Source organism: Micromonospora sp. CNZ286 (assembly GCF_014207755.1).
Genome location: NZ_JACHIZ010000001.1, coordinates 5114349 through 5139420 on the forward strand (window position 1 = coordinate 5114349; position 25072 = coordinate 5139420).

19 protein-coding genes are annotated in these 25072 nt (G+C 74.6%); 5 read left to right on the forward strand and 14 right to left on the reverse strand.

Annotated features, from left to right (window positions below):
* Positions 1–34 precede the first annotated feature (34 nt).
* The 6 genes from FHX31_RS22480 to FHX31_RS22505 all read right to left on the reverse strand — a co-directional run bounded on the left by FHX31_RS22480 (position 35) and on the right by FHX31_RS22505 (position 6444).
* Positions 35–298 carry an MrpF/PhaF family protein gene (locus FHX31_RS22480; protein WP_013284715.1) on the reverse strand — a complete coding sequence of 88 codons (264 nt, stop codon included), beginning with the start codon at positions 296–298 and terminating at the stop codon, positions 35–37.
* Positions 295–945, reverse strand: coding sequence for a Na+/H+ antiporter subunit E (locus FHX31_RS22485; RefSeq protein ID WP_013284714.1), 651 nt, complete (start codon positions 943–945; stop codon positions 295–297). Before FHX31_RS22485 ends, FHX31_RS22480 begins: the two co-directional genes overlap by 4 nt.
* Positions 942–2447 (reverse strand): Na+/H+ antiporter subunit D, encoded by a 1506-nt coding sequence (locus FHX31_RS22490; RefSeq protein WP_091329593.1) that lies wholly within the window; start codon positions 2445–2447, stop codon positions 942–944. Before FHX31_RS22490 ends, FHX31_RS22485 begins: the two co-directional genes overlap by 4 nt.
* Entirely contained in the window at positions 2444–2926 is a 483-nt protein-coding gene (locus tag FHX31_RS22495; RefSeq protein WP_013284712.1) for a Na(+)/H(+) antiporter subunit C, read from the reverse strand. Before FHX31_RS22495 ends, FHX31_RS22490 begins: the two co-directional genes overlap by 4 nt.
* A gap of 114 nt (positions 2927–3040) precedes the next feature.
* Positions 3041–5875, reverse strand: a complete 2835-nt coding sequence (locus FHX31_RS22500) for a Na+/H+ antiporter subunit A (RefSeq protein WP_123109874.1) — start codon at positions 5873–5875, stop codon at positions 3041–3043.
* A 245-nt stretch (positions 5876–6120) separates the two neighbouring features.
* On the reverse strand, positions 6121–6444 hold the full coding sequence (locus tag FHX31_RS22505) for a hypothetical protein (RefSeq protein ID WP_071096300.1): 324 nt from the start codon (positions 6442–6444) through the stop codon (positions 6121–6123).
* 252 nt (positions 6445–6696) lie between these two features.
* Between FHX31_RS22505 and FHX31_RS22510 the strand changes: the two genes are divergently transcribed.
* The 3 genes from FHX31_RS22510 to FHX31_RS22520 are packed head-to-tail and all read left to right on the forward strand — an operon-like array spanning position 6697 to position 12315.
* Positions 6697–11316, forward strand: coding sequence for an ATP-dependent helicase (locus FHX31_RS22510; RefSeq protein ID WP_184977142.1), 4620 nt, complete (start codon positions 6697–6699; stop codon positions 11314–11316).
* 40 nt (positions 11317–11356) lie between these two features.
* Positions 11357–11500, forward strand: coding sequence for a hypothetical protein (locus tag FHX31_RS22515; RefSeq protein WP_176739711.1), 144 nt, complete (start codon positions 11357–11359; stop codon positions 11498–11500).
* Positions 11497–12315, forward strand: a complete 819-nt coding sequence (locus FHX31_RS22520; protein WP_184977143.1) for an SAM hydrolase/SAM-dependent halogenase family protein — start codon at positions 11497–11499, stop codon at positions 12313–12315. Before FHX31_RS22515 ends, FHX31_RS22520 begins: the two co-directional genes overlap by 4 nt.
* Before the next feature lie 74 nt (positions 12316–12389).
* On the opposite strand, the gene FHX31_RS22525 is transcribed toward FHX31_RS22520, so the two are convergent.
* A complete protein-coding gene (locus tag FHX31_RS22525; RefSeq protein WP_184977144.1) occupies positions 12390–13640 on the reverse strand; it encodes a hypothetical protein in 1251 nt (416 codons plus the stop codon).
* Positions 13641–13748: 108 nt separating this feature from the next.
* Between FHX31_RS22525 and FHX31_RS22530 the strand changes: the two genes are divergently transcribed.
* Both FHX31_RS22530 and FHX31_RS22535 read left to right on the forward strand, forming a co-directional pair.
* Positions 13749–14570, forward strand: a complete 822-nt coding sequence (locus FHX31_RS22530) for a DNA-formamidopyrimidine glycosylase family protein (RefSeq protein ID WP_184977145.1) — start codon at positions 13749–13751, stop codon at positions 14568–14570.
* A gap of 130 nt (positions 14571–14700) precedes the next feature.
* Positions 14701–18360, forward strand: a complete 3660-nt coding sequence (locus tag FHX31_RS22535; RefSeq protein ID WP_184977146.1) for a fibronectin type III domain-containing protein — start codon at positions 14701–14703, stop codon at positions 18358–18360.
* A 505-nt stretch (positions 18361–18865) separates the two neighbouring features.
* Here FHX31_RS22535 and pspM read toward each other — a convergent pair.
* The 7 genes from pspM to FHX31_RS22570 all read right to left on the reverse strand — a co-directional run bounded on the left by pspM (position 18866) and on the right by FHX31_RS22570 (position 25048).
* Positions 18866–19627, reverse strand: a complete 762-nt coding sequence (gene pspM, locus FHX31_RS22540; RefSeq protein WP_091329607.1) for a phage shock envelope stress response protein PspM — start codon at positions 19625–19627, stop codon at positions 18866–18868.
* A gap of 16 nt (positions 19628–19643) precedes the next feature.
* Positions 19644–20495, reverse strand: coding sequence for a PspA/IM30 family protein (locus FHX31_RS22545; protein WP_013284702.1), 852 nt, complete (start codon positions 20493–20495; stop codon positions 19644–19646).
* Between the two features lie 127 nt (positions 20496–20622).
* Complete coding sequence (locus FHX31_RS22550) at positions 20623–21072, reverse strand: helix-turn-helix domain-containing protein (protein ID WP_013284701.1); 450 nt, start codon at positions 21070–21072, stop codon at positions 20623–20625.
* A gap of 211 nt (positions 21073–21283) precedes the next feature.
* Positions 21284–21829 carry a CinA family protein gene (locus FHX31_RS22555; RefSeq protein ID WP_184977147.1) on the reverse strand — a complete coding sequence of 182 codons (546 nt, stop codon included), beginning with the start codon at positions 21827–21829 and terminating at the stop codon, positions 21284–21286.
* A gap of 113 nt (positions 21830–21942) precedes the next feature.
* Positions 21943–22524: a CDP-diacylglycerol--glycerol-3-phosphate 3-phosphatidyltransferase gene (pgsA, locus tag FHX31_RS22560; protein ID WP_030269816.1), complete on the reverse strand. Its 582-nt coding sequence runs from the start codon at positions 22522–22524 to the stop codon at positions 21943–21945.
* A gap of 47 nt (positions 22525–22571) precedes the next feature.
* Complete coding sequence (rimO, locus tag FHX31_RS22565) at positions 22572–24074, reverse strand: 30S ribosomal protein S12 methylthiotransferase RimO (protein ID WP_184977148.1); 1503 nt, start codon at positions 24072–24074, stop codon at positions 22572–22574.
* Positions 24075–24124: 50 nt separating this feature from the next.
* Positions 24125–25048, reverse strand: a complete 924-nt coding sequence (locus tag FHX31_RS22570; protein ID WP_176739837.1) for an ornithine cyclodeaminase family protein — start codon at positions 25046–25048, stop codon at positions 24125–24127.
* Positions 25049–25072 lie beyond the last annotated feature (24 nt).

Here is a 25072-nt window from a genome sequence, read left to right on the forward strand (position 1 = left end):
TGCGGGGCTCGCAGAACCGGCTCACTCCTCGCGCTCACGCTTCAGCCCGGACCGCGAAGCGCACCAGCGACACCGACCCGATGAAGCCGAGCAGCGAGAGCACCACCAGCACGGGCAGCGTGGTGGCGTGCCGGTTCACGGCGGCCTCCGCCCCCACCGCGGCGAGCATCGCCGACAGCAGCAGGTCGGCGCCGACGACCCGGTCGAGCAGGGACGGGCCCCGGTAGATCCGGGCCAGGGCGAGCAGCGCGGTGGCCGAGAGCAGCACGGTCAACGCGACGGCGAGCAGGACTGTCACTGATGGTTCCTCCGTTCGGCGGGTTCGAGGTCGAGCCGGCGTACCTCGTCGGGAGATCCGATGGCGCGGACGATGCGCCGTTCGACGGCGAGCACGCGCTGGCGGCTCTCGGCCAGGTCGTCGGGTCCGCGTACGTCGAGCACGTGCACGTAGAGCACGCCTGCGGCCCGGTCGACGTCGAGGATCAGCGTGCCCGGCACCAGCGAGATCACCTCGGCGGTGAGCGCCAGGTTGAGATCGGTACGTACGCGCAGCGGCACCGCGATGATCGCGCCGCGCGGGCGGTAGCCGAAGCGCAGCGCCACGGCTGCCACGTGCACGCTGGCGCTGACCAGCTCCGCGACGAACGTCGCCGCGAACACCAGCAGCGCGCGGGGGCGTACCCGGCCACCGAACGTGACCGGCGGCAGCGGGAAGAACAGCAGCACCGCCACACCGATCACCAGGCCGGCGACCAGGTTGCCCCAGGACACGTCGCCCCACAGCAGCATCCAGGCGACGACCAGCCAGCCGAGCGCGACCGCCTGGTCCCGCCGCCGCCCGCCCCGCCCGACGGTCGGCACCGGCGCGTCCGGGGCGGGCGCCGCACGGGGCACGCCGGCGGGATCACCGGTCGCGCCCCCGCCCGGGGGCAGGTCGTCGGTCACGGCACGTCCCGGGGCAGGACCGCCCGCACGTACGGGGTGCGCTCGCGCAGGTCGGTGGCCGCGTCCGCAGTGACCTGGAACAGCGGCCCGGCCGCCAGCGTGAACAGCACGCCCAGCGCCACCAGGGCGGTGGTGGCCCCGACCATCATTCCGGGCAGCCGGGCCGGCGGGGTGGTGGTGGCCAGCCGGGGCGCCCGCCAGAACGCGATGTTCCACACCCGGGAGGCCGCGTAGAGCGTGAGCAGGCTGGTCAGCGTGCCGGCCGCGACCAGCACGGCGGGCAGCGTCCCGCCTGCGGCCACGCCGGCCTGGAGCAGGCCGAGCTTGCCGAGGAAGCCGGAGAACGGCGGGATGCCGGCGAGGTTCATCGCGGGGACGAAGAAGAGCACGCCGAGCATCGGGGCGATCCGCGCCAGGCCGCCGATCCGGCGCAGGTCGGTGCTGCCGGCGCGTTCCTCGACCAGGCCGGCGACCAGGAACAGCGTGGTCTGGATGGTGATGTGGTGCACCACGTAGAAGATCGCCCCGGACAGGCCGGCGACGCTGCTCAGCGCCACCCCGAAGATCATGTAGCCGATGTGGCTGACGAGCGTGAAGGACAGCAGCCGCTTCAGGTCCGACTGGGCCACCGCGCCGAGGATGCCGACCACCATGGTCAGCCCGGCCACCACCATCAGCAGCGTGGCGACCTGGCCGCCGGGGAACAGCAGCGTCTCGGTGCGGATGATCGCGTACACGCCGACCTTGGTGAGCAGGCCGGCGAAGACCGCCGTGACCGGGGCGGGCGCGGTCGGGTAGCTGTCCGGCAGCCACGCCGACAGCGGGAACACGGCCGCCTTGATCCCGAACGCGAGCAGCAGCGTCAGTTGCAGGGTCAGGCGTACGCCGGACGGCAGCGCGTCCAGCCGGCCGGCGAGCTGCGCCATGTTCAGCGTGCCGGTGGCCGCGTACACCAGCCCCACGGCGGACAGGAACAGCAGCGACGACAGGATGCTGACCACCACGTACGTCGACCCGGTCCGCAACCGCACCTCGGTGCCGCCCAGCGTGATCAGCACGAAGCTCGCGGCCAGCAGGATCTCGAAGCCGACGAACAGGTTGAACAGGTCCCCGGCCAGGAAGGCGTTCGTCACGCCCGCGGTCAGCACCAGATACGTGGGGTGGAAGATGCTCACCGGCGCGGTCTCCCCGGTCTCCCCCCGGCCCTGGCCGATCGAGTAGAGCAGCACGCACAGCGTCACCGCCGAGGAGACGAGCACCATCAGCGCCGCCAGCTGGTCCGCCACCAGCACGATGCCCACCGGCGCCGGCCAGCCGCCCACCTGCACCACCACCGGCCCGAACCGGTACGCCTGCACCAGCAGCACCGCCGCCACCACCAGGACGCTGGACAGGCAGAGCACGCTTATCGACCGCTGCAGGCGGGGCCGGCCGGACAGCAGGAGGGTGAGCGCCGCGCCGAGCAGCGGCACCACCACCGGCAGCGGGACGAGGGCGCTCATGGTTTCTCACCGTCCCGGTGCAGCCGGCGGCGCGCCGGCTCCGGGTCGACCTGTTCCGGGTCCTCGTCCGGGCCCTCGCCGCCGAGGTCGGCCGTGGACACCTCGTTGCTCTCGGCGAGCCGGACGATCTGCCGGTCCTCCAGGTCGTCCTGCACCTCGTCGTCGCCGCTGGTGTACCAGCTCCGGTAGGCGACAGCCAGCAGGAACGCGGTCAGCCCGAACGTGATCACCACGGCGGTGAGCACCATGGCCTGCGGCAGCGCGTCGCTCATCTCGCCCTGCGAGGTGGAACCGACGAGCGGGGCGGCGCCGGACCGCCCGCCGAGCAGGATGAGCAGGTTCACGCCGTTGCCGAGCAGGATGATGCCGAGCAGGATCCGGGTCAGGCTGCGTTCCAGCAGCAGCGTGACACCGGCGGCGACGAGCACCCCGACCGCCAGCACCAGCACCAGCGTCGGCCCGGCCGCCCCGCGCGTCACTGCGCCACCTCTGTTCGCGACTGCGGGGCTCGCAAACCCGGCTCACTCCTCGCGCTCACGGAACCACCTCTGTTCGCGACTGCGGGGCTCGCAAACCCGGCTCACTCCTCGCGCTCATGAGGGGCCCTCGCGCTGGACGACCAACCCGCGCCCCGCCTCGCCCGCGGCCTCCACGTGCCGGTCCACCTCGGCGCCCAGGCTCCGCAGGATGTCCAGCACCAGCCCGACCACCACCAGGTACACGCCGATGTCGAAGAACAGCGACGTGACCAGGTAGAAGTCACCGACCACCGGCAGCCACAGGTTGACCTTCACGCTCTGGAGCACCTCGCCGGTGAGCGCCAGGCCGAGCACGCCGCTGCCGACCGAGATGCCCAGGCCCGCGCCGAGCACCGTGCCGGCCCCGACCGGCGCCGCCTCGGCCAGCTCGTACCGGCCGCCGGCCAGGTAGCGCAGGGCCAGCGCGAGGCCGGCGACGAGCCCGCCGGAGAAGCCGCCGCCGGGGGCGTTGTGCCCGGAGAAGAGCAGGAACAGCGAGAAGATCAGTACGGTGTGGAAGATCAGCCGGGTGACCACCTCGAACACGATCGAGCGCCGCCGTTCCGGCAGCGTCTGCCCGCCGCGCAGCCACACCGTGCGCCGGTCCCCGGCGCGCAACGCGGCCGGTGGGGGACGGCGGGGACGCGGCCCGGTGCGGGACCGCTCGTAGATCAGGCTGGCCACGCCGGTCGCGGTGACCACGAGCACCGAGATCTCCCCCATCGTGTCCCAGGCCCGGATGTCGACGAGCGTCACGTTCACGACGTTGCGGCCGTACCCCTCGATCAAGGCCAGGTCCGGGAAGTCGGCGGAGATCGACGGCGCCCGCCGCGCTCCGGCCGCGGCCAGCGCCAGACCGGCCATCACCACACCGGCGGCGATCCCGATGCCGCGGCGGACCCAGCGGCTGCGGCGCAGCGGACGGGCCGAGAAGCGCTCCGGCAGCCGCCGCAGCACCAGCACGAACACGGCGATCGTCGCGGTCTCCACGAGGAACTGGGTCAGTGCCACGTCCGGCGCGCCGTAGAGGACGAACATCATCGCGGTGCCGTAGCCGGTCACGCCGACGAGCAGCATCGCGGTGAGCCGGCGGCGCGCGCCGACAGCGAGCAGCGCGGCGACCGCGATCACCACGCAGACCACGAGCTGGGCCGGGTTGTCCCAGGGCGCCAGGTCGACCCGCCACGGCGTGGTGGCGATCATCGCCCCGCCCGGCACGAACACCAGCACGAGCAGCACCGTGCCGAGGTACTGCGGCAGCGAGCCGCGCTGGGTGGCGCCGGTCACCTCGATGGCGAGCCGGTCGAAGGCGTGCGTCACCCACTCGTACCCCTGGTTGCCGCCCACCGGCGAGCGCAGCCGGGCCAGCGCGGGCGCCAGCGGGCCGCGGACCAGGTGCAGCACCACACCGCCGGCGAGCACGAGGGCGGACAGGCCGAGCGCCGCCGTGGGTCCGTGCCAGAGCGCCAGGTGCTCCTCGACCGGCCCGAACAGCTCGGCGTACGGCTCGAACAGGCCGCTCAGCCACCCGGCCGCCGGACCGGCGGCGAGCCCGGCCACGGCGAGCAGCGCCGGGGGTACGAGCATCGCGGCGGGTGGGCGGGCCAGCTCGGTGTCCGGCGTGCCGGGCCGGGTGCCGAACGCGCCCCAGAGGAACCGGATGCTGTACGCGACGGTGAGCGCGCTGCCCACCACCAGCACGGTCAGCACCAGCGGATCACCGGTGAACGCGGCGAGCGCCGCCTCCTTCCCGACGAACCCGAGCAGCGGCGGCACCCCGGCCATCGAGGCGGCGGCCAGCGTGGCGACGACGGCCAGCACCGGCGCGGTCCGCCTGACCCCGGACAGCTCCCGCAGGTCACGGGTGCCGGCCTCGTGGTCGAGGATGCCGACGACCAGGAACAGTGCCGCCTTGAACAGGGCGTGTGCCGCCAGCATCGCCACCCCGGCCAGCGCCGCCTTCGGGGTGCCCGCGCCGAACACCACTGTGAGCAGGCCGAGCTGGCTGACCGTCCCGTACGCAAGCAGCAGCTTCAGGTCGGTCTGCCGCAGCGCCGCCCAGCCGCCGATGACGAGCGTGACCAGTCCGGCAGCCACGGTGACCGGCCGCCACCCGTCGACCGGGGCGAGCACCGGGCCGAGCAGTCCGATGAGGAAGATGCCGGCCTTCACCATCGCCGCCGCGTGCAGATACGCGCTCACCGGAGTCGGGGCGGCCATCGCCACCGGCAGCCAGGCGTTGAACGGGAACACCGCGGACTTCGCCAGCGCCCCGGCGAGGATCAGCAGCACGGCGACGACCAGGTACCCGCCGCCGGGCAGCGGCGCTGCCGCCACCGCCGACCACCGGTAGCCCCCGGCGTGGTGGCCGAGCAGCAGGAACCCGACGAGCATTGCCAGCCCGCCCAGCGTCGTCACTGTCAGCGCCTGCGCGGCGGCCCACCGGCTGGACCGGCGCTCGGTGCTGTGCCCGATGAGCAGGTACGAGAAGACGGTGGTCAGTTCCCAGAACACGTAGAGCAGCAGCAGGTCGTCGGAGACGACGAGACCGAGCATCGCCCCGGCGAAGGCGACCATGACGGCGGCGAAGCGGGCCAGCCCGGTGGACCCGGGCGGGAAGTAGCGGGCGGAGTAGACCAGCACCAGCGCTCCGACGCCGCCGACGAGCAGCAGCATCAGCCAGGACAGCGTCGTGACGCGCAGCGCCACGTCGAGCTGGAGCTGCGAGATCCAGGGGTACGTCTCGACCACCGCGCCGCCGTCGCGTACCGCCCCTGTGTGCGCCGCCGCCCAGACCGCTGTGGCGGCCGGGGCGAGCGCCAGCATCAGGCAGGCGCGCGGACCCCACCGGCGGACCAGCAGCGGGGCGAGCAGCGCCGCCACCAGGTGCACGATCAGCAGGACGAGCACGCGTACTCCCGGTCGAGGTGACAGCGCGCGAACACGCTGGTGTCACAACCGATCACACGCCACAGAGGCACCGAACCGGGCGGTTTTCCCCAAAACCCACCCTTACCTCACCGGCCCACCCGACGTGCGCCCGCCCCGTCGCCTGGTGATCAAGGAGTTCGTGTCCGGAACCGCGCCGGAACCCACCGCAAACTCCTTGATCACCGGAGTGGTGGGGGTGAGGAGGGGCGGTGGGAGGGGTGGGGTCAGGGGGTGGGGTTGGGGGTGGCCAGCTGGCGGGCGGCGCGGTCTACCGCGCGCTGGGCGGCAACCAGGGAGCGCAGCGGCAGCCGGGCGTCCCGGCTCTCCCGGCGCTGGACGAAGTAGTGCACAGCGGCCCGGACCCGGGCGCGGTCGGCGGCACTCGACCGGGCGGTCGCGAGGATCATCTCGCGCAGCCGCGCGGCCAGCTCCTCGGCCAGCTCCAGATCGGGACCGTGCAGCGCGGCGCGGAGCGCGGCCAGTCGACTGTCGACCTTGCGGATGAGCACGTCGGTTCCGGAGCCCAGGCCTCGTTCCTCGACGGTCATCCACGCCTCCACCCCACGCCGCATCGCGAGTGAAGTTACTTTATGTTGCAGCCCACAAGCAAGCAGTTAAGTAAGACTTAACGGAATAATCGCCCATTCCATTCTTGGGCTGCTGCGGGCGGGACGGAACGGTCCGGCGGCGGGCCGGATGTCACACCCGCGCGGCAGGATGGGAGCGTGGCGGACGAGGTGACCCCGTCAGGCGGGTCGGGCAGGTCAGGCGGGTCAGGCAGGTCGGGCGGGTCAGGCGGGGTGCTGGCGGAGTTCGGCGCGGCGACCCGGGAGTGGTTCACCGCGGCCTTCGCCGCGCCCACCCCGGCCCAGGAGGGCGCCTGGCGCTCGGTGGCCGCCGCCCGCAACGCGCTCGTCGTCGCGCCGACCGGCTCCGGCAAGACGCTCGCGGCGTTCCTCTGGTCGCTCGACCGGCTCGCCAAGGAGCCGCCGCCGGCCGATCCCCGGCGCCGCTGCCGGGTGCTCTACGTCAGCCCGCTCAAGGCACTCGCCGTCGATGTGGAACGCAACCTGCGCGCCCCGCTCACCGGCATCCGCCAGGCCGCCTCCCGGCTCGGCCTGGTCCCGCCGGACGTCACCGTCGGCATGCGGACCGGCGACACCCCGGCCGACGAGCGCCGCGCCTTCGCCCGCACCCCGCCGGACATCCTCATCACCACACCCGAGTCGCTGTTCCTGCTGCTCACCTCCGCCGCCCGCGACTCACTGCGCGGCGTCGACACGGTGATCGTGGACGAGGTGCACGCGGTGGCCGGCACCAAGCGCGGCGCGCACCTGGCGCTGTCCCTGGAACGGCTCGACGCGCTGCTGGAGCGGCCCGCGCAACGGATCGGACTGTCCGCCACCGTCCGGCCGATCGACGTGTGCGCCCGCTTCCTCGGCGGCGCACGCCCGGTCGACGTGGTGCAGCCGCCGTCGAACAAGACCATCGAGGTCAGCGTCCAGGTTCCGGTGGAGGACATGACGCGCCTCGACGAGCAGGAGCCACCCGAGGACGATCTCGGCGGCCTCGCGCCCCGCCGCCCCTCGATCTGGCCGGCGGTCGAGGAACGCGTGTTCGCGCTGATCCGCGCGCACCGGTCCACGATCGTGTTCACCAACTCCCGGCGCAGCGCCGAACGCCTCTGCGCCCGCCTCAACGAGCTGGCCGCCGAGGAGGTCGAGGCGGCGTCCGCCCCGGAGGGCAGCCGCGTGGCCCGGGGCGGGGAGCCGGTGCGCGTATCCGATCTGCTGCCCGGCGAGGGCCCGCCGGCCGGCGACGGCGCCGGGCCGGTGCGTGCGCCTCGGCAGCCGGCGGAGGTGATGGCGCAGTCCGGCGCGGCGGCCGGGGCGCCGGCGGTGATCGCGCGGGCGCACCACGGCAGCGTGTCCCGGGAGGAGCGCAAGCAGATCGAGGAGGCGCTCAAGTCCGGCCGGCTGCCCGCCGTGGTCGCCACGTCCAGCCTGGAGCTGGGCATCGACATGGGCGCTGTCGACCTGGTGGTGCAGATCGAGGCGCCGCCGAGCGTGGCGGCCGGGCTGCAACGGGTCGGCCGGGCCGGGCACCAGGTCGGCGCGGTCTCGCGCGGCGTCGTCTTCCCCAAGCACCGGGGCGACCTGCTCTCCTGCACTGTGGTGGCCGAGCGGATGGGCGCCGGGGCGATCGAGGAGCTGCACTACCCGCGCAACCCGCTGGACGTGCTGGCCCAGCAGATCGTGGCGATGGTGGCGCTGGAGCCGTGGCGGCTCGGCGACCTCGCGGTGCTGGTCCGGCGGGCGGCGCCGTTCGCGGAGCTGCCCGACTCGGCGCTGCACGCGGTGCTCGACATGCTCTCCGGGCGCTACCCGTCCACCGCGTTCGCCGAGCTGCGGCCGCGCCTGGTCTGGGACCGCGCCACCGACGTCCTGACCGGCCGGCCCGGCGCCCAGCGGCTCGCCGTGACCAGCGGCGGCACCATCCCCGACCGGGGCCTGTTCGGCGTGTTCCTTGCCGGCGCCGAGCGGGCCGCACGGGTCGGTGAGCTGGACGAGGAGATGGTCTACGAGTCCCGGGTGGGTGACGTGTTCCTGCTCGGCTCGTCGTCCTGGCGGATCGAGGAGATCACCCCCGACCGGGTGCTCGTCTCCCCCGCACCGGGGCAGGCGGCCCGGATGCCGTTCTGGAAGGGCGACCAGCTCGGCCGCCCGGTCGAGCTGGGGCGGGCGATCGGCGCCCGGGTCCGGGCTCTGCTGCGGCAGTCCGACACCGACGCGGTGGCGGCGCTGCGGGCCGGCGGGCTCGACGACTGGGCCGCCGGCAACCTGATGAACTACCTGCGCGAGCAGAAGGCGGCCACCCGGTCGCTGCCGGACGACCGGACGGTGGTGGTCGAACGGTTCCGCGACGAGCTGGGTGACTGGCGGCTCGCCGTGCACTCGGTGCTCGGCGCGCGGGTCAACGGGCCGTGGGCGCTGGCGATCGGTCGCCGGCTGGCCGAGCGGTACGGCGTGGACGCCCAGGTCATGCCCTCCGACGACGGCATCGTGGTGCGCCTGCCGGACACCGCCGAGACGCCGCCCGGCGCCGACGTTGTCGTGTTCGAGCCGGACGAGATCGCCCAGCTCGTCGAGGAGTCGGTGGGCACGTCGGCGCTGTTTGCGTCCCGGTTCCGCGAGTGCGCGGCCCGGTCGCTGCTGCTGCCCCGGCGTGACCCCCGGCGGCGGCAGCCGCTGTGGCAGCAACGCCAGCGCGCCGCGCAACTGCTCGACGTGGCCCGCGAGTACGCCGACTTCCCGGTCACGCTGGAAGCCGCCCGCGAGTGCCTCCAGGACGTCTTCGACCAGCCCGCCCTCGGCGAGCTGATGCGCGACCTGGCCGCCCGCAAGGTACGCCTGGTCGAGGTGGAGTCCGAACGCCCGTCGCCGTTCGCCAGGTCGCTGCTGTTCGGGTACGTCGGCGCGTTCCTCTACGAGGGCGACGCCCCGCTGGCCGAGCGGCGGGCCGCCGCGCTGGCGCTCGACTCCGGCCTGCTCGGCGAGCTGCTCGGCCGGGTCGACCTGCGGGAGCTGCTCGACCCGGAGGTGCTCACCGAGACGGCACGCCAACTGCGCTGGCTCACCGAGCAGCGACGTCCCCGCGACCCGGAGGACGTGGTCGAGCTGCTGCGCGTGGTCGGTGACCTGAGCAGCGCCGAGCTGGCCGAGCGGGGAGTGCCGGAGTCGTGGACCGACGAGCTGGCGGCGGCCCGGCGGGTGCTGCGGGTCCGCATCGCCGGCGAGGACCGCTGGGTGGTCGTCGAGGACGCCGCCCGGCTGCGTGACGCGCTCGGGGTGGCGCTGCCCGTCGGGGTCGCCGAGGCGTACCTCGCGCCGGTGGCCGATCCGCTCGCCGACCTGGTCGCCCGGTACGCCCGCACGCACGGCCCGTTCGCGGCCGCCACCTGCGCGGCCCGGTTCGGGCTCGGCGTGTTCGTGGTGGAGCAGGCGCTGCGGCGGCTCGCCTCGGGCGGCCGGGTGGTCTCCGGCGAGTTCGCTCCGGACAGTGTCGGCACCCAGTGGTGCGACGCGGAGGTGCTGCGCATGCTGCGCCGTCGCTCGCTCGCGGCCCTGCGCCGGGAGATCGAGCCGGTGCCGCCGCGCGCGCTCGCCGCGTTCCTGCCCCGCTGGCAGCAGGTCGGCTCGTCGGCGCGGGGCGTCGAGGCGGTCGCCGCCACCGTCGAGCAGTTGCAGGGCGTGAGCGTGCCCGCGTCCGCGCTGGAACGCCTGGTGCTCCCGGCCCGGGTCGCCGACTACTCCCCCGCCCAGCTCGACGAGCTGTGCGCCGGCGGCGAGGTGGTGTGGGCCGGCGCGGGCGCGATCTCCGGCGGCGACGGGTGGGTGACGCTCGCGTACGCCGACGTGGCGCCGCTGCTGCTCCCGCCGCCGGAGGAGGCACTGACGCTGACCCCGCTGCACGAGTCGGTGCTCGACGCGCTCGCCGACGGGCAGGCGCTGTTCTTCCGCTCGCTGTCCGACCGGGTCGGTGCCACAGACGACGCCGCGCTGTCGGGCGCGGTGTGGGATCTGGTGTGGGCCGGTCACCTCACCAACGACACGCTCGCGCCGTTGCGCGCCGCGCTCGGCGCGGGCGGGGCACACCGGTCCCGGCCGTCGGCGCCGCGCACCCGCTACCGCCGTCCGGGCCGGGTGGCGCTGCCCAGCCGGGGCGGTCCGCCCACCATGGCCGGTCGCTGGTCCCGGCTGCCCGACCGCGACCTCGACCCCACCCGCCGCGCCGCCGCCCTCGCCGACCTGCTGCTGGAGCGGCACGGCGTGGTGACCCGGGGCGCGGTCGTGGCCGAGCAGGTCACCGGCGGCTTCGCCGGGGTCTACCCGGTGCTGTCCGCGATGGAGGAACGCGGGGCGGCCCGGCGCGGCTACTTCGTCGAAGGGCTCGGCGCGGCGCAGTTCGCGGTGCCCGGCGCGGTGGACCGCATCCGCGCGCTCGCCGACGGCACCCAGGGCCGGGGCGGTCCGACAGTCGTGCTCGCGGCCACCGACCCGGCGAACCCGTACGGCGCGGCGCTGCCCTGGCCGGAGCGCGTGGTCGACTCCGGCGACGGCGCGGCACCGGCCACCGGCCACCGGGCCGGGCGCAAGGCGGGAGCGCTTGTCGTGCTCGTCGGCGGCGACCTGGTGCTCTACGTGGAGCGGGGCGGCCGGACGATCCTGTCGTTCACCGACGACACCGACACGCTCGCCGCGGCCGGCAAGGCGCTCGCCGACGCGGTGCACTCCGGTGCGCTCGGCGCGATCTCGGTGGAACGCGCCGACGGCGAGGCCGTGCACGCGTCCCCGCTGCGCGACGCGCTGACCGCCGCCGGTTTCCGCGCCACCCCGCGCGGCCTGCGCCTGCGCGGCTGACCGCCCGGCGTTACGGGGAGCGGGCACGTAGGGTGGGCCGGTGGCCTCGATCCGGGTACGCCAGGCGCGCGACGAGGACCGTGCCGCGCTGACGGCGCTGCACGAGCGGGAGTGGGGCGGACCGATCGTGGTGGTCCACGAGCTGCGCCTGGCGCGGCACCTCAGCGGGGCGGGCAACACGTGAACGGCACCCCGCGGTGTGTCTCGCTGACCACCGACTACGGGCTGTCCGACGGGTTCGTGGCGGCGTGCCACGGCGTGCTGGCCCGGCTCGCCCCGGCCGTACGGGTGATCGACGTGACGCACCTGGTGCCACCGGCCGACGTACGCCGGGGCGCGGCGGTGCTCGCGCAGACGGTGCCGTACCTGCCGTGGGGCGTGCACGTCGCGGTGGTCGACCCGGGCGTCGGCACGACGCGGCGCGGGATCGCGCTCGCCGCGCCCGGCGGGCTGCTGGTCGGGCCGGACAACGGGCTGCTGGTCCCGGCCGCGGAGGCGCTCGGCGGAGTGACCGAGGCTGTGGAGCTGACCAACCCGGACTGGCTCGGCCCGGTCGTCTCCCGCACGTTCCACGGGCGGGACGTGTTCGCGCCGGTGGCCGCCCGGCTGGCGCTCGGCGCGCCGCCGGCCGAGGCCGGGCCGGCAGTCGACCCGGGCACGCTGGTCCGGCTGCCGGAACCGGTGGTACGCGCCGAGCCCGGCGGCTTCAGCGCCGAGGTGCTGACCGTCGACCACTTCGGCAACGTCCAGCTCGCCGCGCCGGGCACGCTGCTCGACGGCCTGCCGTCCCGGGTGCTGGTGAACGGCCACGAGGCGGTCCACGGCCGTACCTTCGGCGACGCGGAACCCGGCACCCTGGTGGTCTACGTCGACTCCGCCGCCCAGGTCGCGATAGCGGTGAACACCGGCCGAGCCGCCGACACCCTCCAAACCACCCCAGGCGCCCTGGTCACCATCACCCGTCTCCCCCGCGATCTTGCAGTTGGTGCCCCGGCATAACGGGCGAATGCCCCCGGGACAGGGCCGAAACTGCAAGATCGCGGAGGAGAGCGGGGACGGACGGGACGGGGGCGTCAGCAGCGGGGGACTGTGCCGCCGTAGATCGAGGACAGGTACGCGTGGCTGACGTAGTTGCCGCCCACCAGGCGGTACCCCCTCGTCGTCGTGCGGTACGTGCCGGCGATCCGCTGCCCTGTCACGTAGCACTGCACCGGCACGTGCGCGTACGTGGCGGCCAGGCCCCGGCTCGCGTACGAGGTGCTCGCCCCGGCGCGCAGGTTCAGCGGCCCGGAACCGACCACCGCCCGCGCCCCGCCGCCGGTCCACAGCAGCGTCACGTCCACCCAGGCGTTGTCGGTGAGCCGCAGCCCGTCCCAGAACGTCCCGTCGGCCAGGTCCAGCCCGGCCGGGTTGCGGACGGTACGGCCGAACTGGTCGCGCCCGCCGTTGTAGCCGTTCTGGTACGCCGCCTGCGCCTCGGGCAGCCCGCGCGGCAGGTCCTTCCAGTTCTCCCTGATCGACGCCGGGTTCCACCAGTCGTCGCGGGTGTTCCACGGGCCGACGTCCCACACCGGGGCGTACTCGCAGCGGCTGCCGTTCGTCGTGCAGACCTTGACGGTGTAGTCGCCGGTGTTGCGCGGGGACAGGCCGCGCCGGGTGGGCAGCGCGGCGAAGTGGTCCCGGGTACGCACCGTGTGCCCGTTGGCGGTGATGCCGCCGACCAGGCCGATCCGGGTCGCGTACACCCGGTACTTGAGCGCGGCGGCCGGCTGGACCGCCGTGGTGGCGACCTTGTCGGCGGCCAAGGTCAGGCCGGTGACGGTGGCCTCCGACGCGCTGCCGCTGGTGGTCAGCACGACGCGCGCCTGCACCCGGCTGACCGGTGCGTCGAACACCGCCTCGGTGGCGTCGCGCCACTCGGTCCAGCCTCGGCCACGCCAGCCGCGTACCTGTGCCACCGCCGTACCCCCGTCGCCGGTGCGGGCGGCGAACTGCGCGCGTACCCGGGTCGCGGGCCGGTCCAGGGTGCGCGGCGCGGACAGCAGGATGCCCTCGGCGACCGGTCCGCCGACGGCGGCCGGGCGGGTGCGGGCGTTGGGCCGGGGGTCGGCGAGCCGCAGGCGGCCGGACCGCCAGGCGACGTTGACGTCGTCGCCGCCGGCGACGGCGAGGTCGACGGACCAGCGTTCGGGGCCGGGCGCGGCGGCGCGGGCCGGTACGGCGGTGGGCGGGGGCGCGGCCGACGCGGGCGTGCCGGGCAGTCCGGCGGCCACGGTGAGCAGGGCGGTCAGGGCGACGACGGTACGACGTCGTGTATGTGCCATGGGCATCTCCTCAGAACCCCCTGATCGTGGCGTTTCCGCAGATCAAGTGGAACCTCAGTACAAATAGCGACACATGCGAATTCTGCTCGGCCGGGGGACAATGGCCGGGTGCCCGAAGGCGACACCGTCTGGAACACCGCACGCGTCCTGCAACGCGCGCTCGCCGGGGCCCGGCTCACCGGGTCCGACTTCCGCGTGCCGCAACTCGCCACCACCGACCTCACCGGCTGGACCGTGCGCGAGTCGGCCAGCCGGGGCAAACACCTGCTGCTGCGCCTCACCCGCACCGACGCCGAGCCGTGGACGCTGCACTCGCACCTGCGGATGGACGGCGCCTGGCGGGCGTACGCCCCGGGTGAGCGCTGGAGCGGACGGCCCGCGCACCTGATCCGGGTGGTGCTGCGCTCCCCCGCCGCTGTCGCCGTCGGCTACCACCTGCACGAGCTGGCGCTGGTGCCGACCGCCGAGGAGGAGTCGCTCGTCGGCCACCTCGGCCCGGACCTGCTCGGCCCGGACTGGGACGTCGACGAGGCGGTCCGCCGGCTCGCGGCCGACCCGGACCGCACCATCGGTGAGGCGCTGCTCGACCAGCGCAACCTGGCCGGGGTGGGCAACCTCTACAAGTGCGAGGTGCTGTTCCTGCGCGGCGTGTCGCCGTGGACACCGGTGGGCGCGGTGCCGGACCTGCCGGGCACCGTCGCGCTGGCCCAGCGGCTGCTCGCGGCCAACCGGGGCCGCTGGACGCAGAGCACCACAGGAGTGCTGCACCGGGGCGGCACCAGCTACGTCTACGGCAGGCGGGCGCAGCCGTGCCGCCGCTGCGGGACGGCCATCCGCAAGGAGGAACTGGGCGAACGGGTCACCTACTGGTGTCCGGCCTGCCAACCCGCCGTGGAACTTCCACGAAACGCCCAAGATCGGCCGAGATAGGGACGATTGGGTACTTCCGCCTCACCCCTGTGACGTCGCATGCTGCGGTGGACCGCTCACGGATCGTCAGCAGCGCGTACGCCCGCCACGCCGGGGTGTCGGCCGGCGCGCCCCGACCCCGGGGAGAGCCATGGTGCTGTTCCGCCGCAGCCGGCCCGGACGCCCGGACCGCGCCGCCGTCGTCGCCATCGCCGAGGAGACCGCGCCCACCGGTGACCCGACGCCGGCCGGTTCCGTCGCGCCCGCCGTTCCGGCCGCTCGCGGCAGTGACGAGGAACCCGGCGGCGGCCCGGCGCCTGCGAGCCTGGACCCGGCCGCCGTCCCGCGCCTGTTCGGCCCGGTGCCGAACACCGCCGCCAGCCCGCTGCCCACGCTCGACCCGGACGGCCGCCCGGTACCCGGCACCGGCATCCGCAAGTTCGTCGACCCGCTGCCGCTGCCCGGGCAGCCGGCCACCGCCGGGCTCGGCGCCCGCCTGCCCGTCGCCGTCCCGGACACCATCACCTGGCCGGGCTGCGACTACTACGAGATCGGCCTCCAGGAGTACGCGCAGCGCCTGCACCGCGACCTGCCCGCCACCCGGCTGCGCGGCTACCGCCAGCTCAACCTGGGCACCGACGCCTCCGGGCACAACACTGTCGGCCCACCCGACCGCCCCTGGCACCTCGGCCCGATGATCGTGGCCCGGCGGGGCCGCCCGGTGCGGATCAAGTTCATCAACCAGCTCCCCACCGGACGGGCCGGGGAGCTGTTCCTGCCCGTGGACGAGACGGTCGACGGCGCGGGAGCCGGGCCGCTCGACGGTCCCGCCCCGTACCCGCAGAACCGCGCCGTACCGCACCTGTCCGGCGCGCAGACCGGCTGGATCAGCGCCGGTAACCCGTGGCAGTGGGTGACCCCGGCCGGCGAGATCACCCCGTACCCGACGGGTGTGGGTGTGACGCCGGTGCCGGACATGCCGCCGCCCGGCGCGGGCGCCACCACGCTGTACTTCCCGAACGACCAGAGCGGCCGGCTCATGTGGCTGCACGACAACACGCTCGGCCTGTCCCGGCTCACCGTCTACTCCGGGCAGATCGCGCTCTACCTGCTCACCGACCCGGCCGAGGAACGGCTCGTCGACGACGGCGTGCTGCCCGCCGACCAGCTCCCGCTGGTGATCGAGGACAAGACGTTCGTACCCGACGACGCGCAGCTCGCCGCCCAGGACCCCACCTGGGACCGGGACCGCTGGGGCGCCAAGGGCAGCCTGTGGCACCCGCACGTCTACCAGCCGCGGCAGAACCCGTACCGGCTCACCGGCACCAACCCGACCGGGCGCTGGGACTACGGGCCGTGGACCCACGACCCGGACGGCGGCGCCAGCCCGTGGGTCGCCCCGGTGCCGAACCCGCACCACGACCCCGACACCGACCCGGACGAGCCGCCGCTGGTACCGGGCGTGCCGCACCCGTCGGCGGTCCCCGACGCGTACGGCGACACTCCGCTCGTCAACGGCGTCGCATACCCGTACCTGGAGGTCGCGCCGCGGGCGTACCGGTTCCGGATCCTCAACGCCTGCGCGGACCGCGCGCTCAACCTCCAGCTCTACCGGGCCGCCTCCGACGCGCCGATGTGGGCCGAGGACGGCAGCCCTGCCGACCCGGACGCCGGTGAGGTGCCGATGGTCGAGGCGGTACGCGCCCCCGGGCGGCCCGCGTACTGGCCCGCGGACGGGCGCGACGGCGGCGTGCCCGACCCGGCCGCCGCCGGACCCGAGATGATCCAGATCGGCAACGAGGGCGGCCTGCTCCCCGCCCCCGTGGTGCTGACCAACCGGCCGGTGGACTACCGGTACGACAGGCAGGACCCGACAGTGCTCAACGTGGACGGGCACGCGCTGCTGCTCGCGCCCGGCGAACGGGCCGACGTGGTGGTGGACTTCTCCACAGTGCCGCCGGGCAGCACGCTCATCCTCTACAACGACTGCCCCGCGCCGCTGCCCCGGTTCGACACCCGCTACGACCACCACACCGGCGCGCCCGACCGGACCGCCGCCGGTGGTCTGCCGCCGACCCGCCCCGGGTACGGCCCGAACACCCGTACGCTGCTCCAGATCCGGGTCACCGGCACCCCCGCGCAGCCGTACGACACCCGGCGGCTCGCCGAGCGGCTACCCGGGGCGTACGCCCGCAGCCAGCCGCCGCCGATCGTGCCGCAACCCGCGTACGACGCCGCGATCGGCACCTCCACCCCGCGCCCGACGCTGGTTCCCGCGCGGGCCACCTCGGTCACGTTCACCCCGGCGGGCGCGACCGCCCCGGTCACGTTGCCGCTGGCCGTGAAGTCGGTCGGGCAGGTGTTCGAGGCCCGGCACGGCCGCGCCGTGGGGCGCCTCGGCGTCGGCCACCCGGTCGCCGGACCACTCGCCCCGGCCACGCTGCCGCTGGGACCGGCCGACCCGGCCACCGAGGTCCTGCACGCCACCGACCCGGCGGTGGCGGTCGGCGCGCCCGGCGACGGCACGCAGCTCTGGCGGATCGTCGGGGACGCCCCGCGCACCCATCCGGTGCACATCGAGGGCTGCGACGTCCAGCTCGTCAACCGGGTCGGCTGGGACGGCACGGTCCGCGCGCCCGACCCGGGCGAGCTGGGCTGGAAGGACACCGTCCGGGTCAACCCCCGGGAGGACGTCGTGGTGGCGCTGCGTCCCGTCCCACCAGCCCTGCCGTTCAAGATCGGCGACAGCGTACGGCTGCTCGACCCGACCCGCCCGGCCGGCGCACGGCTGGACGCCGGTCCGGTCAGCCCGGTCGACGGCCGCCCCGCGGTCGTGGTCAACCAGCTGGTCAACCTCGGCTGGGAGTACCGCTGGCAGACCCGCTCGGCCGGACTCCGCGACCAGGGCATGAGCCGGCCGCTGGTGGTGCGCGTGGCACCCAAGGCGCCGACCGGCCTCACCGCCACCCCGGCACCCGGCAGCGCCACCGCGCTCCCCGCCATCGCGCTGACCTGGACCGGCAACGGCAGCCGGCCCGTACCCACCAGCCACCGGCTGCAACGCGCCACCGACAGCACCTTCACCACCGGACTGACCGAGATCACGGTGGCCGCCACCGCCACCCGGTACACCGACGCCACAGTCACGCCCGGCGTCACCTACCACTACCGGATCCGCGCCGAGAACGCGGTGAGCTGCTCGTCCTGGTCCAACGCCGTACCGGCGGCGGTGCACCTGTCCGCGCCGACCCGGGTGACAGCGGTGCTGCCGCCGACCGGGCCGCTGCGGGTGGCGCTGCGCTGGGCCAACCACTCCTTCGCCACAGGCGTGGACGTGCAGCGGGCCACGAACCCGACGTTCACCAGCGGTCCGGGCACCACGGCCATCGCCGTGGGCGAGTCCCACGTGGACCCGGCCGTCGCGCCGGACACCACGTACTACTACCGGGTACGCACGACGTACCTGGGCGCCGCCTCGCCCTGGTCGACTGTGGCCACCGTGACCACGCCGGCCCGGCCGGTCGCGCCCACCGGCGTGAGCGTCACCGCGAGCGTGTCCGGGCCGGACACGGCCAGTGTGACGGTGACCTGGTCGGCGCCGACGCCGGCCGGACCGGGCGCCGGTTTCGTCGTGCAGCGCGCCACCGACGCCGCCTTCACCCGTGAACCGGCGACGTTCCACGTGACCGGCCGAGGCTTCACCAACACCGGCCTGGCCCGAGGCATGACCTACCACTACCGGGTACGCGCGACAAACGTCGTAGGCACGTCCCCCTGGACCCCCCCAGCCCGAACAACAACCCCCACCTGACCCCGCCCCCTCTCCCCGCGCGCCCTTCCCTCCCCGTTGATCATGAACTTAGCGGCAGTTTCAGAGATCAACACCACCGCCAACTTCATGATCGAGCCTGTGGGTCGCCCGCCCGCCGCCCCCTCCCTCCCCCGTGATCAAGGAGTTTGTGTCCGGATCAGGCGCGCATCAGGACACAAACTCCTTGATCACCGGAGTGAGCGGCGCGGGTGGGGTGGGTGGGGTGGGTGGGGTGGGTGGCGGGAGGGCCGGCAAGCCCGGGGCGCGAGAGGGCAGGGGCACCGGGCGGAACGCCGCCCCGGCGTGCGGGAGGCCGATCGATCATGAAGTTGACGGCCGAAATGGAGATCGAAACTGCCGTCAACCTCATGATCGATCGCGCTGATCGGGGGCGCTTGGACGGTGATCAAGGGGTTTGTGTCGGGATCCGGCTGTGGGGAGGACACAAACTCCTTGATCAACGGGGAGACCGGGGCGGGGCGGGGAGGGGCGGGGAGGGGAACTGTCAGGGGGCGCGGAGAGGGGTGCGGAGTTCGGCCAGGGCGGAGGCTACGCCGTGCAGCAGGTCGGTGGCCTCGGTCAGGCGCGCGGCGGCCGGGTGCTCGGTGTTCGGACGGGCGTCCTCGGCCACGTAACCGGCGGCGGCCACCACCAGCCGCTCGTACGCGGCCACCCCGTCCTCCAACTGGGCCACCAGCGTGGCGTGCACCTCGTTCAGCGTGCTCTGCGGGGTCAGCTTCGCCGCGCGTTCCACGCTCGCCACCCGGGTCGCCAGCTCACGCAGGGACCGGTCGGCCTCGGCCGCCTCCCGGACCGCCGGCTCGGCCAGCCCGGTCAAGCGCCCGGTCAGCCCGGCCAGGGTGAGCGCGGCCCGGTCCAGCCGGGCCCACGGCTCGGCCGCGGCGGTGCCGCGCAGCGCGAGGCGGGAGCGGACCCGGCGTACCTCGGCCACGACGCCCGGGCCGACGGGCAGCCGCTCGACGGCGGCGACCAGCCGGGCGCGGGAGCGGGCGGCGGCCTCCGCCGGGTCGAGGGCGGGCGGTGGCGGCACGGCGGCCAGCGCCCGGTGGTCGACCCAGCGCCAGGCGGCCACCGCGATCGCGCTGCCCGCGGCGCCGGCCCAGGCCGCGTCCGCCAGACCCAGTCCGGCGTACGGGGTCAGCACCGCGGCGGCGCCGCCGAGCCCTCCGGCCAGCACGCTCCACCGCCGCGCCGAGTTGCGTAGCCTGCGCAGCCTGCGGAAGTGCCGGGCCCGTTCGTCCGCCATCGTGTCCGCCCCTCCGTCAGCCGGTCGTGGTCTCCCCGGTGCCGCGTTCCCGGCTCATGCTGGCCCGGATCTCGTCGAGACGGGCTGCGGCTGCCGGATCGGCCGGCTGCCCCACGGCGGGGGTCTCGGACCGGCTGCCGAGCTGCTCGCCGGCCATGCTCGACCGGATCTGCTCCAGTCTCGCCGATCCGGCCGAGTCGAGCGTGGCCTTCTGGATCTCCAGCATCCGGCCCTCGACCGAGTTGCCGGCCAGCTCGGCCCGGCCCATCGCGGTGGCGTAGCGGCGTTCGATCCGGTCACGGACCTCGTCCAGCGAGGGGGTGTTGGCGGGCGCGGTGAGCGACGACATCGACTCCAGCGAGCGGGCCACGCTCTCCTGCATCTTGGCCTGCTCCAGCTGGCTGAGCAGCTTGGTGCGCTCGGCCAGCTTCTGCTGGAGGATCATCGAGTTGTTCTCGACCGCCTTGCGGGCCTGTGCGGCCGCGCCGAGCGCCTGGTCGTGCAGCGTCTTGAGGTCTTCCAGCGCCTGCTCTGCGGAGACCAGCTGGGTGGCCAGCATCTGGGCGGTCTGCTCGTAGCGCCCGGCCTCGGCCTCGTCGCCCCGGCCCCGCGCCTGGTCGGCCACCGCCAGCGCCTGCCGCGCGTTGCCCTGGAGCTGTTCCACCTCGGTCATCTGCCGGGACAGCTTCATCTCCAGCTGGCGCTGGTTGCCGATCACCGCTGCCGCCTGCTGCACCAGCGCCTGGTGCTGGCGCTGTGCCTCCTCGACGGCCTGCTGGATCTGCACCTTCGGATCGGCGTGCTCGTCGATCTTCGCGCCGAAGAGCGCCATCAGGTACTTCCAACCCTTGACGAACGGGTTCGCCATCTCCGCCTCGTCCCCTCAGTAGCGTCGCGCCTACATCGTCCCAGCCGGACGCCACTCCGGCACCCGTACGCTCCTGATCAACAGTACGACGCGAACGCCAGCACTGCCCACGACGCGGCGGCCGGGGTCAGGCGGCGCAGACCACATCCCGCTCGGCGGGGCGTACGCGGGTGCTGCGCAGCGTGGCCTTGAGCGGCGAGTCCTGCCGGACCTGGACGGCGACCCCGCCGTCGGAGGTGACCTGCCGGACACCGCGGTTGGTGGCCTTGCGCACGGCGGACGGGCCCACCGGGGCCGGCTCGACCCGCTCGTCGGTCACCGGCACCAGCACGCCGGGCATCTGCTCGGCCAGGGCGACCGTGTCGCTCACCTCGCGCAGCAGCTCGGACAGGCGGGCGCCGAGCGCGTCGCAGATCGCGGCCAGCAGCTCGCTGGAGGGTTCCTTCTGGCCGCGTTCGATCTCGGAGAGGTAGCCGAGGCTGACGTTGGCGGCGGAGGAGACCTCGCGGAGGGTGCGGTGCTGCCCTTGCCTGCGTGCTCGCAGCGCGTCACCGATCACCCGGCGTAGCAGGACCATCGCACCTCCCCCTGAACGGGACCACCATCTCCGGCCGGAACACGTCGCGCCGGACGCGGCGGACCGCTCCGGCGCCGACGGCGACCGCCGGAGCCTTCCCGCAACCGTACCCGTTGGTCGCCACGACGACATCCCACCCCGCCTTTCGAAAATCCGGGCGGATCGACAGGTCCGGCGATCCCGCCGCCGGGCGTGTCGGCGCCGCGCGGGCTCACCGGCGGCCCGCCCCCGCCGCCTCGGCGGAGTCGGCGTCGGCGGGGAGTTCGATGCGGTCGGCGAGCAGCCGCAGCGCCTCGATCACGGCAGCCGAGCGGATGTGGTCGCGGCCGCCCTTGAGGTCGAGCCGGCGCACCTCGGTGCCGTCCGGTCCGGCGACCGCCACGTAGACCAGGCCGACGGGCTTGTCGTCCTGCGGCTCCGGACCGGCCACCCCGGTGGTGGCCAGGCCCCAGTCGGCGCCGCACCGCTGCCGTCCGCCCTCGGCCAGCGCGGCCGCCACGTCCGGGTCGACCGGGCCGCGCTCGGCCAGCAGGTCCTCCGGTACGCCGGCGAGCGTCGCCTTGAGTTCGGTGGCGTAGACCACCATGCCGCCCCGGTAGATCGAGCTGACCCCGGCGATCTCCACGATCGCGGCGGCGAGCAGGCCGCCGGTCAGCGACTCGACGGTGGCCAGCGTCTCGCCGCACTCGTGCAGGCGGTGCACCACGGCGGCCGCCGGGCTGCCGGCGGGCCGCTGGTTACTCGCGTCGGTGTCCATGCCCGCCCCCATTTCCCGCCCCACGCCGGCTTACTCGTCCGCCGTCCGGGCCGACGGACCCTTGCCCCGGACCGACTGACCCGCCGCCCGGACCGACTGACCCGCCGACCGGCTCAACGGGCCGGGCGGCGCAGTCGCAACGCCTGGGCGATGTAGTCGAACCCGGTGACCACGGTGACCACGACGGCCGCCCCCATGATCCACGGCCCGATCGCGGCGAGCGCCTCCGGCATCGGCCAGAGATACCAGGTGATGGCCAGGATCTGCAGCGCGGTCTTGACCTTGCCACCACGGCTGGCGGCGATCACGCCGTGCCGGATCACCCAGAAGCGCAGCCCGGTGATGCCCAGCTCGCGGACCAGGATCACCACGGTCACCCACCAGGGCAGCCGGTCGTAGAAGGAGAGCAGCACCAGGGCGGCGCCGGTGAGCGCCTTGTCGGCGATCGGGTCGGCCACCTTGCCGAGTGAGGTGACCAGTTCGTACCGGCGGGCGATCCAGCCGTCGACCAGGTCGGTCGCGGAGGCCACCACGAAGATCACGCAGGCGGCCGTCCGCCAGCCCGCGTTGCTCATGCCGGAGGCGATCACGGTGGCCACGAAGACCGGCACCAGCACCAGGCGCGCGCCGGTGAGCAGGTTCGCCGCGTTGAGCAGCGGTACGGGGGCAGCCGCCGTCGACTCCGCTCCCGTCATGTCCCGCATCGCCCCACGTGGCTTCCCCGCTCCATCAGGGCCCGCCGTCACCGTACCGCGCCGGGCGCCGCCGAGATCATCTCATCCGGTACGGCGACCAGGTCCACGCCCTCGGTCGCCGTCACCGTGGCCCGGACCAGGTCACCGGGGCGCAGCGCGGCCAGATCGACGCCGCCGCCGACGGGCGCGACGAGTGTGGTCGAGCCGTCGACCTCGGGCGCCTGGTGGGCGGCCCGCCCCTCCACCACCCCGTCGGCGGTCGAGTCCACGAGCACCTCCACCGTCGCGCCGAGGCGCGCCTCGGCGCGCTGCGAGCAGAGTTCGTCGGCCAGCGCGCTGAGCTTGTCGTACCGCCGCTTGATCGTGGCGGCGGAGACCTTGCCGGTCAGGCCGGCGGCCTCGGTGCCGTCCTCGTCGCTGTAGTCGAACATGCCGATCGCGTCCAGCCGCGCCTCGGTCAGGAACCGGACCAGCTCGGCCACGTCCTGCTTCGTCTCGCCGGGGAAGCCGACGATGAAGTTGCTGCGCGCGCCCGCGTCCGGCGCCAGCGCGCGGGCGGAGGCGAGCAGTTCCAGGAACCGGTCGGTGGAGCCGAAGCGCCGCATCCGGCGCAGCACCGGCTCACTGGAGTGCTGGAACGACAGGTCGAAGTACGCGGCCACGCCCGGCGTGGTGGCGATCACCTCGACCAGGCCGGGCCGGGTCTCGGCGGGCTGGAGGTAGCTGGCGCGGACCCGCACGATCCCGTCGATCGCGGCGAGCTGCGGCAGCAGCTTCTCCAGCGCGCGGGGGTCGCCCAGGTCCTTGCCGTACGAGGTGGAGTTCTCGCTGACCAGCACCAGCTCGCGGACGCCGGTCTTGGCCAGCCACTCGGCCTCGGCAAGCAGCTCGTCCGGGGTACGCGAGACGAAAGCGCCGCGGAAGGCAGGGATGGCGCAGAACGCGCACCGCCGGTCGCAGCCGCTGGCGAGCTTCAGCGAGGCCACCGGGCCGGTGTCGAGCCGGTGCCGCAGCACCTGCCGCAGGTGGGCCGGGGTGTGCGCGTCGGCCTCCGGTGCGACCCGGGCCGGGGTGCCGTGCCCTGGTAGCGACACCGCCGCGTCGCGGCGCTTCACCGGGGTCAGCGGCAGCAGTTCCCGCCGGTCGCGGGGGGTGTGGGCGCCGATCGCCTCGCCGGCGAGCACCGAGTCGAGGCGGGCGGCGATGTCCGGGTAGTCGTCGAAGCTGAGCACGGCCTGCGCCTCGGGGAGACTGTCGGCCAGCTCACGGCCGTACCGCTCGGCCATGCACCCGGCGGCGACGACCTTCGCGCCGGTGTCGGCGGCGGCCAGCAGCGTCTGGATCGAGTCCTGCTTGGCCTTCTCGACGAACCCGCACGTGTTCACCACCACCACGTCGGCGCCCTCGCCGTCGGTGGTGACCTGCCATCCGTCGGCGTGCAGCCGGGCGGCCAGCTCCTCCGAGTCGACCTCGTTGCGGGCGCAGCCGAGGGTCAGCAGGGCGACGCGGCGCCCGTCGGATCGCGGGGTGGAGGAGGAGGCAGACACCATCCGAGGGTACCGGGCCGGTTCCGGTGCGCCGCGCACCCGTCCGGCCAGGGTCAGCGCGCGGACACGGCCACCCGGGCCAGCCGATCGAGGAGGAACACCTCCGTGCCGGCCAGGCCGGTGGAGCAGAAGACCGAGATCTGGTCCGCGGTGGTGCGGCCGGGAGCCGCGCCGGCCAGCACCGCGCCCAGGTCGCGCAGCCGCCCGGCGTACGGCTCGACGGCGGCGAGCATCGGCGGGACGTACGCGGCGGCCTGCCCGGGTGAGTCGGTGACCAGCAGGTCGGCGGCGTCGAGCAGGTCGGGGCCGAACTCGTGCCTGTCGACCTGCTTGAAGCCGACGGTGTTGACGTGGGTGCCGGGGGCCAGGTCGGCGGCGTCGAGCACCGGGACGGTGCTGGTGGTGGCGAGCACCACGACGTCGCGGTCGCGTACCGCGGCGGCGGCCGAGCCGACGGCGCGGGCCGGCACGCCCAGCTCGGCGCGGACCCGCGCGGCGAACGCGTCCCGCCGGGCCGCCGAGCGGCTGAACACCGTCACCTCGCGCAGCGGCCGGACCGCTGCCGCGGCCCAGACCTGGGTCCACGCCTGCCGGCCGGACCCCACCACGCCGACCGTGGCGGCGTCCGCGCGGGCCAGGGCGTCCACCGCCACGCCACCGAGTCCTCCGGTACGCCGGGAGCCGAGTTCCTCGCCGACGGCGATGGCGCGTACCGCACCGGTGGCCGCGTCGTGCAGCACGACGAGCTGACCGCTCTCCGGGTGGCCGAACGTGTCGTACGAGCGGAAGCCGTACCACTGCCCGGTGAGGTGACCGGCGGTGAGCACCATCCGGCCCCCGCCCAGCGGCGCGGACGCCCGGGGCGGGGCGATGAGCCGCCCGGCGTGCGCGGCCAGCAGCGCGTCGCGCATGGCCGCGACGGTGAGCGGGGCGTCCACGGCGGCCGCGACGTCGTCGTCGGAGAAGAGCACGGTCATGCGTTCCATCGTGCAACCTGAAGT